The sequence below is a fragment of the Micromonospora sp. CA-259024 genome (assembly GCF_050936255.1).
Classification (GTDB): domain Bacteria; phylum Actinomycetota; class Actinomycetes; order Mycobacteriales; family Micromonosporaceae; genus Micromonospora.
This window is the reverse complement of the sequence record NZ_JBNJND010000001.1, coordinates 1368503-1383938: the sequence shown is the minus strand read 5'-3', so window position 1 is coordinate 1383938 and position 15436 is coordinate 1368503. Positions and strand designations below refer to the sequence as shown.

The following is a 15436-nucleotide window of genomic DNA, read 5'->3' as shown; positions in this document are numbered from 1 at the left end:
CTTTCGGTGGTGGGTGGGGTGGGGTGGGGGACGGTGCGGGTCGGCGGGCGTTCACCCCTTGACCGCTCCGAGCAGCACGCCGGAGACGAAGTACCGCTGGACGAAGGGGTAGACCGCCAGGATGGGCAGGGTGGTGAGCACGATCGTCACGGCCTGGAGGGTGGCCGCTGCCTGGACCTTGTCGGCGTCGGCGGCGGCCGACTCGGCGCTGGTGGCGCCCGCGATGAGGTTGCGCAGGTACACGGTGACCGGGAGCAGGTCCTGCCGGTCGAAGTAGAGGAACGCGGTGAACCACGAGTTCCAGAAGGAGACCGCGTAGAAGAGCACCATCGTGGCGATGATCGCCTTCGACAACGGCAGCACGATGCGCAGCAGAATGCCGTACGTGTTCAGCCCGTCGACCGCTGCCGCCTCCTCCAACTCGGTCGGCAGGCTCTCGAAGAAGGCCTTCATGACCAGCAGGTTGAACACGCTGATGGCGTTGGGGATCACCACGGCCCAGATGGTGTTCTTCATCCCCAGGCTGGTGACCAGCACGTAGTTGGGAATCAGACCGCCGGAGAAGAACATGGTGAACAGCGCGACCCCGACGAGGACGCCCCGCCCCTTGAGCTGCGGCTTCGACAGCACGTACGCGTAACACGTGGTCAGCACGATCGAGATGAGCGTGGCCACCACCGTGTACACCACCGTGTTGCGGTAGTTCGTCCAGAACATCGCGTCGGACATCACCAGCTTGTACGCGGTCACGTCGAACCCGCGCGGGACGAGGCTCACCTTCCCCGCGATGATGTACGCCTCGTCGCTGAGCGAGCGGGCCACGATGTTGAGGAACGGGTACAGCGTCACGATCACGACGCCGATCAGGACGACCGTGTTGACGATCCGGAAGATCCGGTAGCCCCGGCTGTCCACCGGCCCGCGCGTCTTCGGGGCGTCTCTCTTCGTGCCGAGGGTCACCACAGGCTCGTCCCTACCGTGCGACGGGAGATGAGGTTCGCCGACAGGACCAGGATCAGCCCGATCACCGCCTCGAAGAGACCGATGGCAGCGGCGTAGCTGAAGTTGCTGGACTGGAAGCCCATCCGGAACAGGTAGGTGGAGATCACGTCCGCGGTCGGGTACGTCAGCGGGTTGTAGAGCAGCAGGATCTTCTCGAACCCGACCGCCATGAAGCTGCCGATGTTGAGGATCAGCAGGGTCACCATCGTCGGCCGGATCCCGGGCAACGTCACGTGCCAGGTCTGCCGCAGCCGGCTGGCGCCGTCGATCCGGGCCGCCTCGTACAGGTCTTCGTCGATGGTGGTGAGGGCGGCGAGGTAGAGGATCGTGCCCCAGCCGACGGTCTGCCACACCTCGGACGAGACGTAGATGGTGCGGAACCACTCCGGTTGTTGCAGGAACGCCACCGGGTCGCCGCCGAACAGCCGCACGAGTTGGTTGGCGGTGCCGTCGACCGAGGTGAACTGCATGACCATCGCCGCGACGATCACGATCGACAGGAAGTGCGGCAGGTACGACACCGACTGGACGAACCGCTTGAACCGGCGGGCACGCACCTCGTTGAGGAGCAGCGCCAGCACGATCGGCAATGGGAAGCAGAACAGCAGGGTCAACGCCCCGAGCACCAGCGTGTTGGTGAAGACCTCCCAGAACGTCGGGTCGGTGAAGAACATCCGGAAGTACCGCAGCCCGACCCAGTACTCGCCGAAGATGCTGCCGCCCGGCTTGAACCGTCGGAACGCGATGACGTTCCCGATCATCGGCAGGTACCGGAAGATCAGGAAGAACAGCAGTGGCAGGACGGCGAGGGAGTAGAGCTGCCAGTCCCGGCGCAGCGCCTGCCGCCAGCTTCGGCGGCCGCGTGGTGCTCGCGGTTCGGGGCCGGGTTCCTCCGCCGGAGGACGGGGTGGTGCCGGCGGCGGTGGCCGCAACAGCTCGGATGTCATCCTCGGCCTCCTATGCGGAGTGTGGAACGGCCACGAGGGGCTCGATCCGCACCGACGTGAGCAGATCCCGCTGGTGGCCGACCTGGCGCTCGGCGCCGGTCAACCGCAGCGGGAGGGATGCCGCCGTGTCGCCGCTCGACCGGCCGAACCGCAGCTCGACGTCGCCGGGCTCGACGATGCGCCGGCCGGACAGCCCGGTGAACGACGCGACGTCGGCCGGCACGTCGAACGTCACGTGCGCCACCTCACCGGGCTCCAACGGCAGCCGGGTGTAGCCGACCAGCCGGACCACCGGACGGGTGATCTGCGCGACCGGGTCGTGCAGGTAGAGCTGCACCACCTCGGTGCCGGCCCGGTCACCGGTGTTGGCGACGGTGATGCGCACCCGCACCTCGCCGTCGACGGGCCAGGCCGCCGGCGCATCCTGCGCCTCGTCCGCCGGCTCGACAACCGTGGCGTCGGACCACTCGAAGGTGGTGTAGCTCAGCCCGTGGCCGAACGGGTACGCCGGGGTCGGGTCGACCGAGGAGACCCTGTTGCGGTGACCGAGCGGCGGTGACAGGTAGGTACTCGGCATTCCGCCGGCGTCACGAGGGACGCTGACCGGCAACCGCCCGGACGGGTTCACCGCGCCGGTGAGCACCTCGGCGAGCGCCTGCCCACCGAGTTGGCCGAGGAAGAACGCCTGCACCACCGCTGCCGCGGCGTCGAACTCCGGGCCGAGCGCGTAGGGGCGACCGGTCATCAGCACCAGGACGACCGGGGTGCCGGTGGCGAGGACAGCCCGGACGAGTTCGGCCTGCACGCCGGGCAGTTGCAGGTCGGCGGCGTCGCAGCCCTCGCCGGAGGTGCCCCGGCCGAACATCCCCGCGCGGTCGCCGACGGCGAGCACGCACACGTCGGCGGCGGCGACCGCGGCGACCGCGGCCGGGATACCCGAGGTGTCCTCGCCGGTGATGCCGCAGCCGACCTCGTGGCTGAGCAGGGGAACACGCCGGGCCAGCTCGTCGCGCAGCGAGGGGATGTCCACGCCGAGCCCGAACTCGCTGTGGTGGACGCCGACGTGGTTGGGGAACGAGTAGCAACCGAGCATGGCCATCGGGTCGTCGGCGACCGGGCCGACCAGGGCGACCCGACCGCCGACCGGCAGCGGCAGGACGCCGGTGTTGCGCAACAGGACGACGGATTCCCGGGCCAGGCGTACGGCGACGTCCCGGCTGATCTCGTCGTCGAAGCGCAGGTCGGCCCCATCGTCGGACAGTTCCTGCCAGTCCTCGTCGAGCAGGCCCAGCTCTACCTTCTGGATCAGCACCCGACGCAGCGCACGGTCGATCAGGGCCTCGTCGATCTCGCCGCGGCGAACCGCCTCCACCAGCGGAGCGCCAAAGGCGTCCACGGTGGGCAGCTCGACGTCGATCCCGGCCCGCAGGGCGAGCCGGGCGGCGTCGCCGGGGCGATCGGCGACGCCGTGCAGGGTCTGCAGGAAGCGTACGGAGAAGTAGTCCGCCACCACGGTGCCGGTGAAACCCCACTCGTCGCGCAGCAGCCCGGTCAACAGCTCCTGGTCGGCGGCGACGGGCAGGCCGTCGATCTCGGCGTATGAGTTCATCACCGAGCGGGCGCCACCGTGGCGCAGGGCCATCTCGAAGGGCGGCAGGATGATGTCGGCCAGCTCCCGACGACCCATCGGCACCGGCGCGAGGTTGCGTCCGCCGCGGGAGGCGGAGTAACCGGCGAGGTGTTTCAGGGTGGCCACCACGCCGGCCCTCTCCAGGCCCCGCACGTACGCGGCACCGGTCGTCCCCACCAGGTAGGGGTCCTCGCCGATCGTCTCCTCGGTGCGACCCCAGCGGTAGTCGCGGGTGACATCCAGGACCGGGGCGAGCCCCTGGTGCACACCGGCGGCCCGCATCGAGCGCCCGATCCGGCCCGCCATCGCCTCGACCAGTTCGGGGTCGAACGAGGCGCCCCAGCTCAGCGGGGTCGGGTAGACGGTGGCCCGCCACGCCGCGAACCCGGTCAGGCATTCCTCGTGCACCTGTGCCGGAATGCCGAACCGGTTCGCGGCCACGATCTGCGCCTGCGAGGCGGCCAGTGACCGGGCGCCGAGCACCGGGTCGACCGGCGCGGTGCCGAACGGGCGGGTGAGCTGGCCCAGCCCGTGCTGGATGAGGCTGCTCCACGGGGCGACATTGTCGATCATGTCGCTCTGGTGCGGCGCGACGCCCTCGCCGGAGGTCTCGGCACCGACCCAGACTCCGACGAGCTGAGCGACCTTCTCCTCCAGCGACATCAACGGCAGGAGCGCCTCGGCCCGCTCGGTCGGCGACAGCCGCGGATCACGCCACGGCGCGCCGCCACTGTCCACGGGTAACTGACTGCTCATGCCAAGACCCCTTAGCTCCGGCCACATCCCGCGCCCTCGTGGAACCAGTTCCGTGGCGGATGTTCACGATCCGAAACTTTCCGGAAACCGGCGCAACCTTTTCGGCAACCTAGAGCCCCCCATCGATGTGTGTCAAGAGTCTCATCTCGACCTCCGGCGACCGACCTCTGCGGTCGGTGACTCCGCACTGGCATACCGGTGCTCACGGGGCTCGAAATGGCCCAGGATCAGGCGGGCCGGCGCATCGACTGGCGTGACCGGCCAACCGTGTTAGGGTCTTCCGAAACTTTCGGATGCTGTGTGAGGCTGCGATGACAGAGCTCCGCCCGCTCGGCCCACCCGCCTCCACCACCATCGCGACCATCGCGAACGATGTCGGTGTTTCGGTCGCGACCGTGTCCAAGGTCCTCAACGGGCGTGGCGACGTCGCCCCCGACACCAGAGCCCGAGTGGAGGCGAGCCTCGACCGCCACCAGTACCAGCGCCGCACCCGGCGGACCTCGACCAGCGGAGGGCGGATCGATCTCGTGTTCCACGAGTTCGACACCGGCTGGGCGATGGAGATCCTGCGGGGCGTCGAGGCGGTCACCAGCGCCGCCGGCGTCGGGCTGTCCGTCGCCCAGCTCGGCGGCGCGCACCACCCGCCGCCACGATGGCTGGACGCGACACTCGCCGACCGCCCGCTGGGCGTGGTGTTCGTTCTCTCCCACCTGGCCGAGGCCCAGCAACAGCACCTGCGGCGTCAGGGCATCCCGTTCGTCGTCGTCGACACCGACAGCGCGACCTCCGCCTCCGTGCCCACCGTCGGATCGAACAACTGGAACGGCGGCCTGCTCGCCGCCCGGCACCTCCTGGAGTTGGGGCACCAGCGGATCGCCGTCATCTCCGGGCCGCCCGACGTGCTCTGCAGCCGGGCCCGGGCCGCCGGTTTCCAGTCGGCCCACGAGGAGGTCGGGCTCGCGGTCGACCGCGAGCTGATCCGCTACGGCAGCTTCTCCGCGACCGCCGGGCACGCCCACGGGCTGCAACTGCTACGCCGACCGGACCGGCCCACGGCGATCTTCGCCGGTTCCGACATCCAGGCCATGGGGGTGCTCCGGGCCGCCCGCCAGTGCGGCCTCCGTGTGCCCGAGGACCTTTCGGTGATCGGGTACGACAATCTGCCGGTCTCCGCGTGGACCGACCCCGCCCTCACCACGATCAACCAGCCGTTGCGCGACATGGCTGGCATCGCGACCCAGATGCTGCTCGACCTGACCCGGGGCAACGAGCCGGCGACCAGCCGGATCGACCTGGTGACCGAGCTGGTCGTCCGGGAGAGCACCGCACCCCCCGCCCATCCGCACTGACCCCGGCTGCTGCGAGGACCCTTGCCCCACTCCGACTCCACTCTCGACGAACTCCAGCGGTACACGCCCGAGATCGTCGAGCCCGACGACTTCGACCAGTTCTGGCGCGACACCCTCGCCGAGGCGGCCGCCCGGCCGGTGCTCGTCGACGTTCGTCCGGAGCCCACCGACCTGCGGCTACTCGACTCCTGGGACGTCACGTTCGCGGGATTCGGCGGTGACCCCGTCCGAGCCTGGTACACGCGCCCGACGGGTGTTCGAGAGCCGCTGCCCGCCGTGGTCGAGTACGCCGGCTACGGCCGTGGCCGTGGTCTGCCACATGAGCGGCTGACCTGGCCGGTGGCCGGGTACGCGCACCTGCTGATGGACAACCGGGGCCAGGCGGGGCAGTACGGCGCCGGGGACACCGCCGACCCGCACGGCGCGCCCGGCGGCCCCTGGCCGGCCACCTGGGGGATTCTCGACCCGCGCGACTACCACTACCGCCGTCTGATCACCGACGCGGTCAGGGCGGTCGAGGCGGTCCGCGCGCTGCCGGGGGTCGACGGAGACCGGGTCACCGTGGTCGGCAACAGCCAGGGCGGCGGTCTCGCCCTGGCCGTGGCCGGCCTCGTCGACGACCTCAGCGCGGTGCTGACCACCGCCCCGTTCCTCTGCGACATGCAACGGGCCGTCCAGCTCAGCGACGCCGCTCCGTACGGGGAGATCGCCCGCTACCTGGCCGTGCACCGGGAGGCCGAGGACGCGGTGCGGCGCACCCTGTCCTACGTCGACGCGGTGAGCTTCGCGCGGCGTGCGACGGCGCCGGCCCATTTCGGGATCGGTCTACGGGACACCGTCTGCCCGCCGGCAACCGGGTTCGCCGCCTACAACCACTACGGCGCCGCGGCTGGGCGGCCCGTGCGGGAGATGCACGTCTACCTGTTCAACGGCCACGAGGGCGGCGAGGCCGTCCACGTCCGACGTCAGCTGCGCTGGCTCGACTCGGTGCTCCAGCAGGATCGCAGCCACGTCGGCACGGGGTGAACGACAACCGCGTGGCATAGGCGTACGTCGATCCGTTGCCCTTGTTGGCGACAACACGCTATCGTCCGTCACGCGGGGTGCAGGGCACACCTCCACCATGGCTCATCGATCTGTCGCTGCCACCCTCGACGGGCAGTGCCAGCTACAGCGATGCGACCACCAGGGAAACGTCCGGGTGCTGGTCGTTGCGCGCGGCCCACTCCTGCGTACCGCGTCATGGCGGCATCCATCTCTCCGGTGCCCGCCGCTGTCACGCAACCACCACCTGAGGAAGTGCCATGAGCAGTCCAATGCCCGGGTATCCCGTCCCTCCCCCACCCACCGCCATCGCACCGACGCCGAGGCCCCGCCGGGTTCGCCGGTGGTGGGCGGCGCTGGCCGCCGTCGCCGCCATGGTCGCCGCCGTACCGATCGCGATCTCTCCCGCGAGCGCGGAGTCCAACGGCGGGGTACGTGTGATGCCCCTCGGTGACTCGATCACCGACGGATTCAACGTTCCTGGCGGCTACCGGATCGAACTCTGGCAGCGGTTCACGACCGGGGGCTATCGGATCGACTTCGTCGGCTCCCAGTTCAACGGCCCAGCCAGCCTCGGCGACCACGACCACGAGGGCCATTCCGGGTGGACGATCGCCCAGATCGACGCCAACGTCGTCAACTGGCTGCGGGCCACGAATCCCCGGACCGTGCTGCTGCACATCGGCACCAACGACATGTACGGAGACACGTCCGGCGCTCCGGCCCGGCTGGCCACGCTGATCGACCGGATCACCGCCACCGCCCCGAACGCGGAGGTGTTCGTCGCGACCATCGTCCCGAAGTCCGGTGCCGACAACCAGGTCCGGGCGTTCAACGCCGCGATTCCCGGGATCGCGCAGACCAGGGCCGCCGCCGGGAAACGCGTCCACCTGGTCGACATGTACCGCGCCCTGACGCTCAGCGACCTGGCCGACGGGGTGCACCCCAACGCGACGGGCTACCGCAAGATGGCCGTGGCCTGGTACGACGCCCTCCGGTCGGTGCCCGGCAGCATCGGGGGCGACACGCCTCCGACCACCACGCCTCCGACCACCACGCCCCCGCCGACCACCCCGCCAGCATCCGGCGGGTGCCGCGTCACGTACGCGGTCAACGCCTGGAACAGCGGCCTCACCGCGTCCGTCTCGGTGACCAACACGGGCAGCACACCGGTCAACGCTTGGGCTCTGGCGTTCACCCTGCCGGGCGGGCAGACCATCTCCAGCGGCTGGAACGCCGCCTACTCCCCGTCCAGCGGAGCGGTGACTGCCCGCAACGTCTCCTACAACGCGACGATCGCGCCGAACACCTCGGTCGACATCGGCTTCCAGGCGACCCACACCGGTAACACCGGCCGACCGGCCGCCTTCAGCCTCAACGGCACCGCCTGCGCGGTCGCCTGACAGCATCCGTCGCGGTGCCGGGCACCAGGGGCCCGGCGCCGCCGTTGTCGGAGTCCGCGCTGACGACACCCGCCTCGTCGCGCTCGTCCGCGCTGGCGCACAGTTTACCAACGGACGCCTGGTCGAACGCGAGGAGCTTGCCGCCCGATGGACAACCCCGAACCGATGACCGACGAGGAACTCGCCGAGATCGAGGAGCTCGCCAACGCCGCGACTCCGGGCCCCTGGTACGTGCGTCAACTCGACGATGACTTCGCCATGAGCCTGGTCGCCATCAGCACGATCCCTGACACCGCGCTCGGTGAACGCTGGCCGGACTTCGACCCTTCTGAGATTGTGGCCGCCACCCTCGTCCAGCAGCCCCGCTATGTTGATGTCGCGGACGAACGCTGGGACGAGAACGCCCGGTTCATCGCCAGTGCCCGCCAGGACATTCCTCGCCTGATCGCTGAGATCCGGAGGCTCCGCCACCTACTCGGCGCCAACGGGCACAGGACCGCCGCGGGGAGCCCCGCGCTGCTGAACCCGTCCGTGGTTCACCACGACGCAGACGGAAACTGATCAGAGGAGTTTCCGCGATGGTGTCGTATCGAGGGGCAGCCGTTCGTGGAACTGGTGCGCGGCGGCCGGCCCGGGCCGCCCGACACGAGGAGCCGGGCAAGGCCCTCGTCCGGGGACTGAGAGGAGACGATCATGACGGAGTACCTGATCACCTTCAACGATGAGTGGGTGCCCGACCACACGGCGGAAGAGCTGCGCGAGAAGGCCGCGTCCAGCCGGGCCGTGATCGAGGAGATGCAGGCCGACGGCGTCCTGATCTTCACCAACGGCGGGCTCGACCGGTCCACCGCGGTGTGCAGTGTCGAGCTGGTCGACGGCAAGCCCATCTTCACCGACGGCCCGTACGTCGAGACCAAGGAGCACCTCGGTGGCTTCGCGGTCGTGGACGTGCCCGACGACGCGGCGGCGCGATACTGGGCCGGCAGGCTCGCGACCGTGCTCGACTGGCCGCAGGAGGTGCACCGGTTCCACGGTCCCGGGCACGCCCGGCGTAACGGCTCCGGGGAGCAGTGAGCGCGGTGCCCAGGTACCTGTTGTCCGTCTACGGACCGGCCGAGCAGACCGAGTTCGGCACCCACCCCTCCCAGGAGGTCATGCTGCAGGCGATCGCCGACGCCGGCGCCTTCAACGAGAGGCTCCATCGGAATGGGCACTTCGTCTTCGCCGACGGTCTGGAGCCCGCAACGACCGCCACCACCGTCGACGGGCAGGGCGACAAGCCAGCCTTCACCGACGGGCCCTACCTGCGGACGCCGGAGTGCCTCGACGGCTTCTGGGTCATCGAGGCGGCCGACCTCGACGTGGCCCTGGCGCTCGCCGCCGAGGGGTCGAAAGCGTGCCGCGGCACGGTCGAGGTGCGTCCCTTCCGAACTGCGGAACCCGTACGAGCGCTGCCAGAGCCGTGACCGGTCCCACCGTCGAGCAGGCGATCACCCGTGTCCACCACGAGGAGTGGGCGCGCATGGTCGCCGGCCTTGCGCGCCGTTTCGGCGACCTTGACGTCGCCGAGGAAGCGACGGCCGAGGCGTTCGTAGCGGCTGCGGAGCGGTGGCCGCGTGATGGCGTACCGCCGAATCCCGGGGGTTGGCTCGTCACCACCGCGACCCGCAAGGCGATCGACTGGATCCGTCGCGAGTCGCAGCGCTACGCCAAGCATCAGGAGGCCCGGATCGTGTACGACGGCGACCCTCCCGAGTCGACCGGTCCGGTGGAGGACGACCGGCTCAGACTGGTCTTCACCTGCTGCCACCCTGCGCTCGCCATGGAGGCCCGGGTGGCGCTCACCCTGCGCCTGCTCGGTGGCCTCACCGTCCCCGAGATCGCCCGCGCCTTTCTGGTGCAGGAGACCACGATGGCGCGACGAATCACCCGTGCCAAGGCGAAGATCAAGGCAGCCCACATCCCCTACCGGGTGCCCTCGGCCGACGACATCCGCGAACGGCTCGACGGCGTGCTCGCGGTCGTCTACCTCGTCTTCAACGAGGGTTATCTCGCCAGCGAGGGGGACGACCCGGTGCGCGTGGACCTCACCGACCAGGCGATCCACCTCGGCCGCCTGCTCCGGAGTCTCCTCCCGGACGACGGCGAGGTAGCCGGACTGCTTGCCTTGATGCTCTTCACTGACGCCCGACGACCGGCGCGCGTGTCCCAGACCGGGGAGCTGGTGACCCTGGACGAGCAGGACCGCGGCGCATGGGACCGCACTCTCATCGCCGAGGGCAACGCCCTGCTTCGCGAGCGGATCGCGGCGGTGGCCGCCGGGGGTGACCCACCCGGGCGCTATCAGCTGCAGGCCGCGATCAACTCGGTCCACACGGACGCCCCATCCACCCGGGACACCGACTGGTCCACGATCGTCGCCCTCTACGGCCGCATGGTGCTGCTCGACCCGTCGCCGATCGTGCGGCTCAACCGGGCGGTCGCGGTCGCCGAGGTCGACGGCCCCGGGGTCGGGCTCGCCGAGATCGACCGGCTCGCCGAGGTCCTCGACGGCTACCACGCCTTCCACGCCGCGCGCGCCGACCTGCTGCGGCGATTCGGACGCGGCGACGAGTCGCGGGCGGCGTACGACCGGGCCATCGATCTCGCCGGCAACCCCGCGGAGCGGGCCTACCTCACCCGCCGCCGCGACCAGCTCGCCCCTTCGGCTACGGTCGGGACGCGCTCCGACCAGCGGCAGGCACGCAGGCAGCCTCGCGACAGATGACGGGACGGCGACGGGGTTCCGTAGCCGCCCGCTCAGCTATGCGGTCATCGACCTGCGGCGCGGTAGAGCCGGCTCACGGTCTCGGCGACGCAGACCGGCTTGCCACCGCTGTCGCTCTCCACGGTGACCGCCGCGATCAGCTGGACGCCGCCGCTCACCGGCGACACCTCGGCAATGGTGGCGGTGGCGCGTACGGCGGCGCCGACCCGGACCGGCGCGGGGAAGCGCACCCGGTTCAGCCCGTAGTTGACCCCCATCGCCACCCCGTCGACCCGGTACAGCCGGCCGGCCAGCGCCGGCAGCAGCGACAGGGTCAGGTAGCCGTGCGCGATGGTGCCGCCGAAGGGCCCGGCGGCGGCGCGTACCGGGTCGAGGTGGATCCACTGGTGGTCGTCGGTGGCGTCGGCGAAGAGATCGACCCGGCTCTGCTCGATCCGCTGCCACGGGCCGGGGCCGATGGTTTCGCCGACCGCGCCGGCCAGCTCCTCGAACGAGGCGAAGACTCTCATGCCAGGTCTCCCTACAGCTAGAAGGCGTTGACGCCGGTGAGCGCGCGTCCGATGAGGAGTTGCTGGATCTGGCTGGTGCCCTCGTAGAGGGTGGCGACCCGCGCGTCGCGCAGGTACTTACCCACGGGGTACTCGTCGATGTAGCCGTACCCCCCGAAGACCTGGACCGCGTTGTTGGCCGCGCGGACGGCGGCCTCGCTGGCGAAGAGCTTGGCCATCGACGCCTCGGTGGCGAACGGTTGGCCGCGGTCGATCAGATCGGCCACCTGCCAGACCAGCAGCCGGGCGGCGGCGGTGTCCATCGCGATGGCGGCGAGCAGTTGTTGGACCAGTTGGTGGGCGGCGATCGGTTTGCCGAACTGGGTCCGCTGCCCGGCGTAGCCCACCGCGGCGTCGAGGCAGCCCTGGGCGATTCCGACACAGCCGGCGGCCACCGACATCCGGCCCTTGGCGAGGGTGGCCAGGGCCAGGCGGAAGCCGTTGCCCTCGCCGCCGAGGCGGGCGGTGTCGGGCACGCGCACCTCGTCGAAGCGCAGCTCGCCGGTGGCCTGACCGCGCAGGCCCAGCTTGCCGTGGATCTCGCGTCGGGTCAGCCCCGGGCTGCCGGTGGGGACCAGGAACGCGGTGATGCCTCGGTGCCCGGGGCCGCCGGTGCGGGCGAAGACCAGTGCGACGTCGGCGGTGGTGCCGTTGGTGATGAACGTCTTCGTGCCGGTCAGCAGCCAGTCGGCGCCGTCGCGGACCGCACGGGTGCGCAGCGCCGCCGCGTCCGAGCCGCTGTCCGGCTCGGTCAGCGCGAAACACCCGAGTGCGGTGCCTGCGCAGAGCCGGGGCAGCCACTCGGCCCGCTGTGCGACCGAACCGTGGGCGGCGATCGACTTCGCGACCAGGCCGAGTGAGACCGAGACGATGCCGCGCACCGCCGAGTCGCCCCGGCCGAGCTCTTCCAGGACCAGGCAGTACGCGAGGTGGTCGCCCCCGGAACCGCCGTCGGCCTCCGCGATGGTCAGCCCCAGAAAGCCCAGGTCGCCGAGCTTGGCGACGATGGCAGGGTCGACGGACTCACGCCGATCCCAGGCGGCGGCGTGAGGCAGCAACTCCCGGTCGGCGAACTCGGCGGCCAGTTGCCGGACCGCGACCTGCTCGGCGGAGAGGGTGAGCTCCATGACGCTTAAACTAGCGGTGATAGTTTATGGCGTCCAGACCGGACGGTCACCACTCGGAGGCCAGCCCGACGTGCCGTTCGGCGGCGAACGCGCGGGCCAACTCCGTGCGCGAGCGGACGCCGAGCCGATGGAACACGTTGCGCAGGTGGTGGTCGACCGTACGGGTGGAGAGAAACATCCGGGCGGCGATCTCCCGGTTGGTGGCTCCCTCCGCGACCAGCTCGGCGATCCGCAGTTGCTGGCCCGTCAACAGCCGCGCGGACGGCAGGTCGGGCGGGCCCACCGACTCCCCGGCCGCGCGCAGCTCCGTGGTGGCCTGTTCAGCCCAGCACGCCACGCCGAGCAGGGTGAACATCTCGCGGGCCTGGTGCAGGTGCGCACGCGCGTCACGGGGGCGTCGGCTGCGGCGCAGCTCCTGGCCGAAGAGCAGCTCGGTGCGGGCTCGCTCGAACGCGCCGGCCTCCGTCGGGTGCAGCCGCAGCGCCATCCGGAACTCCCGCTCGGCCTCGGCGCCACCCCGGGGAGCGAGCAGCGCGTGGCACCGCGCGGACAGCGCCCGGCGCAGCGGACTCACGGTGCTGCCGGCCCACCTGTCGAACACGGCGAGCGCGGCCGTCGCCGCCGGCCGGTGTGCCAGCTGCGCTGCCGCCTCCACCAGGTACGGGGTGGCCATCACCTGCACGAGGACCTGACCGCGACCGGTGCCGAGCCGGGCCAACGACGCCAGTCGGTCCGCTGCCTCGGCGTGCCGGCCGTCCACCAGGTCGAGCACCGCCAGCGCCCATCCCGCGAGCGCGTGCGGACGGCCGCCCGGCGTCGGCGCCTCGCCGATCTCGCGGATCCGCCGCAGGCTGGTGTGCCGATCGGCCCGGATCGCGGCGAGCACGGCGAGCATGCCCAGGTGGACGTTGGCGCAGTTGACCTGACCGGATGCGCGGGCGACCCGCAGCCCGTCGCGGGACGTCTCCGCCGCCGCCTCGTGTCGACCCAGCCAGTACTCGGCGACCGCGCGCAACTCCAGCGCCCGGGACAGCATGGACAGCTCGCCCCGCTCCCGGGCCAACCCGACGGCACGCTCGGCGAGCCGGTGCGCCGCGCCGTCCACGGCCACCAGGAGGCCGGCCGCCGCCGCGCAGGTGAGCGCGGTCGGGGTCAGCGCCGAGCCGGTCAACCGGCCACCCAGCACGACGGCGCGGCGCAGCGCGGGACCGGCCCGCTCGTGGTCACCCCGCAGGGTCGACGCCACCCCGGCGATCAGACAGCTCATCAGCTCCATGGCGGGCGGGTCGCTCGCGCGTCGTAACGCCGACGCCCACCGGCCGACCTCGGCGTACCGGTACTGGTCCCCGGCGAAGCAGACGGCCTCGCCGGCCCGCACCAGACCGGTCAACGCCAGGGCACGGTCGGAGTCGGCCACCGCTCTGGCGGCGGTCAGCAACGTGACCGAGGCGCCCTCCGCGATGCCGCAGCGCAGCTCCAACTCACCGCGCAGCAGGTCGGCGCGCGCCCTGACGGTTGGGTCCGTGGACACGGCGCGGAGGCGGTCGAGCAGCAGCCGGGCCTGATCGGGTTGCCCCCCGGCCCAGGCATACTCGGCGGCGGTCTGCAGGCGAGCAGCGGCCTGGATCGGCTGGTCGCTGAGGTCGGCCGCTCGGCGCAGCGCCGCGGAGGCCACGACCCAGCCGTCCGATCCATCGACCGCCGCCTGCTCCAGCTCGGCGGCGAGGGCCGGGTCGGCGTCCGCCGTCGCGGCGGCGAGGTGCATCGCCCGGCGTAGCCGCTGCCCGTTCGCGTCCAGCGCTCCGGCGAGCAGCCGGTGGGCCGCGCGGCGCTCCGCGAGCGTCGCACTGGACGCGATCAGCGCGCGAACCAACGGCTGGGGAAAGGTGACGCCCTGCGGCTCGACGCGGACCAGGCCGGCGACCTCCGCCGGTGCGAGCGCCTCGACCTCGGTGCCGGCGACTCGCGCCGCCCGGGCCAGGGTGCCCGGTTCGCCGTCCTCGTCGAGCGCCGCTAGCAACAGCATCGCCCGGGTGTCCGGCGACAACCGGTCCAGGCGGGCCCGGTACGCGCGGCCCAGCGCACCGTCGGCCGGCGGCGCGGCGGGCAGTGGCTCCTCCCCCCGCCACTGCCCCGGGCTGAGCACCTCGGCGAGATCCACCAGGGCCTGCGGATTACCGCCACCGACCACCGCGAGTGTGGCCGCGACCGGCGCGGTGGGGCGCTCGGGCAGCCGGTCGGTGAGGACGGCGACGCTGTCCCGCGCATCCAACGGCCGGAGTCGATGCGCCGGTATCCCGTCGACGGTGGCGGTGACGTCCGCGGTGAGCAGGACGGCGACCGGCAGGTGTCGCAGGCGGCGGGCCACGAAGGCCAGCACCTGCGCGGTCCGCGGATCACCCCGGTCGACGTCGTCCATGGTGGCGAGCAGTGGACGGTCCCGGGCGGCCACGGCGAGCAGCCCGAGCACCGCCATCGACAGCGTCAGGTGACGGTCGGCCGGGCAGGTCTCGCCGACCAGCGCGCGCCGCAGCAGCTGACGCTGCTCGTCCGGCAGGGCCGCGGCCCGGTCGAGCACCGGGTCGAGCAGGCGTTGCAGGCCGGCGTACGGCAGGACGGCTTCCTCGGCGAGGCCGGTCCCGGCCAGCACGCTGCAGCCCTCGGCGTGCCGGTGGGCGTAGCCGAGCAGCGCCGTCCGGCCCGAGCCCGGCTCGCCGCGCAGCAGCAGGGCGCCGCCGCCCTCGGTCACGCCGTCGAGCAGGTTCCGGATCGTCCGGCACTCGTCGTCCCGGCCATGCAGCACGGTTAGTTGCACTCTTGATGCAGCAACCATGCATTCAGTGTCACCTATCGGTAACCGGAT

Annotated in this window: 13 protein-coding genes; 7 read left to right on the top strand and 6 right to left on the bottom strand. The window is 71.5% G+C overall.

Annotated features, from left to right (window positions below):
• Positions 1 to 51: 51 nt before the first annotated feature.
• From ACQEUX_RS05625 to ACQEUX_RS05615, 3 genes are read right to left on the bottom strand one after another with little or no spacing between them, the layout of a single operon-like run.
• Positions 52 to 960 (bottom strand): carbohydrate ABC transporter permease, encoded by a 909-nt coding sequence (locus tag ACQEUX_RS05625; protein ID WP_433042168.1) that lies wholly within the window; start codon positions 958 to 960, stop codon positions 52 to 54.
• The gene (locus tag ACQEUX_RS05620) at positions 957 to 1949 is read right to left on the bottom strand and encodes an ABC transporter permease (protein ID WP_433042165.1); all 993 of its coding nucleotides are present in this window, start codon (positions 1947 to 1949) and stop codon (positions 957 to 959) included. The genes ACQEUX_RS05625 and ACQEUX_RS05620 overlap by 4 nt, the downstream gene beginning before the upstream one ends.
• A 10-nt stretch (positions 1950 to 1959) precedes the next feature.
• On the bottom strand, positions 1960 to 4335 hold the full coding sequence (locus tag ACQEUX_RS05615; RefSeq protein ID WP_433042162.1) for a glycoside hydrolase family 3 N-terminal domain-containing protein: 2376 nt from the start codon (positions 4333 to 4335) through the stop codon (positions 1960 to 1962).
• 311 nt (positions 4336 to 4646) lie between these two features.
• Between ACQEUX_RS05615 and ACQEUX_RS05610 the strand changes: the two genes are divergently transcribed.
• The 7 genes from ACQEUX_RS05610 (at position 4647) to ACQEUX_RS05580 (ending at position 10898) form a co-directional block, all read left to right on the top strand.
• Positions 4647 to 5684 carry a LacI family DNA-binding transcriptional regulator gene (locus tag ACQEUX_RS05610; RefSeq protein WP_433042159.1) on the top strand — a complete coding sequence of 346 codons (1038 nt, stop codon included), beginning with the start codon at positions 4647 to 4649 and terminating at the stop codon, positions 5682 to 5684.
• 21 nt (positions 5685 to 5705) lie between these two features.
• Entirely contained in the window at positions 5706 to 6710 is a 1005-nt protein-coding gene (locus ACQEUX_RS05605; RefSeq protein ID WP_433042156.1) for an acetylxylan esterase, read from the top strand.
• A gap of 278 nt (positions 6711 to 6988) precedes the next feature.
• Positions 6989 to 8131 carry a cellulose binding domain-containing protein gene (locus tag ACQEUX_RS05600; protein WP_433042153.1) on the top strand — a complete coding sequence of 381 codons (1143 nt, stop codon included), beginning with the start codon at positions 6989 to 6991 and terminating at the stop codon, positions 8129 to 8131.
• Between the two features lie 147 nt (positions 8132 to 8278).
• Positions 8279 to 8692 (top strand): hypothetical protein, encoded by a 414-nt coding sequence (locus tag ACQEUX_RS05595; RefSeq protein ID WP_433042150.1) that lies wholly within the window; start codon positions 8279 to 8281, stop codon positions 8690 to 8692.
• Between the two features lie 132 nt (positions 8693 to 8824).
• Positions 8825 to 9205 carry a YciI family protein gene (locus ACQEUX_RS05590; protein ID WP_433042147.1) on the top strand — a complete coding sequence of 127 codons (381 nt, stop codon included), beginning with the start codon at positions 8825 to 8827 and terminating at the stop codon, positions 9203 to 9205.
• A 5-nt stretch (positions 9206 to 9210) separates the two neighbouring features.
• Positions 9211 to 9597, top strand: coding sequence for a YciI family protein (locus ACQEUX_RS05585; RefSeq protein WP_433042144.1), 387 nt, complete (start codon positions 9211 to 9213; stop codon positions 9595 to 9597).
• Positions 9594 to 10898 (top strand): RNA polymerase sigma factor, encoded by a 1305-nt coding sequence (locus ACQEUX_RS05580; protein ID WP_433042141.1) that lies wholly within the window; start codon positions 9594 to 9596, stop codon positions 10896 to 10898. Before ACQEUX_RS05585 ends, ACQEUX_RS05580 begins: the two co-directional genes overlap by 4 nt.
• A gap of 44 nt (positions 10899 to 10942) precedes the next feature.
• On the opposite strand, the gene ACQEUX_RS05575 is transcribed toward ACQEUX_RS05580, so the two are convergent.
• From ACQEUX_RS05575 to ACQEUX_RS05565, 3 genes are read right to left on the bottom strand one after another with little or no spacing between them, the layout of a single operon-like run.
• The gene (locus ACQEUX_RS05575) at positions 10943 to 11407 is read right to left on the bottom strand and encodes a MaoC family dehydratase (RefSeq protein ID WP_433042138.1); all 465 of its coding nucleotides are present in this window, start codon (positions 11405 to 11407) and stop codon (positions 10943 to 10945) included.
• Between the two features lie 17 nt (positions 11408 to 11424).
• Positions 11425 to 12573, bottom strand: a complete 1149-nt coding sequence (locus ACQEUX_RS05570) for an acyl-CoA dehydrogenase family protein (protein WP_433042135.1) — start codon at positions 12571 to 12573, stop codon at positions 11425 to 11427.
• A gap of 46 nt (positions 12574 to 12619) precedes the next feature.
• The gene (locus tag ACQEUX_RS05565; protein ID WP_433042132.1) at positions 12620 to 15406 is read right to left on the bottom strand and encodes an AAA family ATPase; all 2787 of its coding nucleotides are present in this window, start codon (positions 15404 to 15406) and stop codon (positions 12620 to 12622) included.
• Positions 15407 to 15436 lie beyond the last annotated feature (30 nt).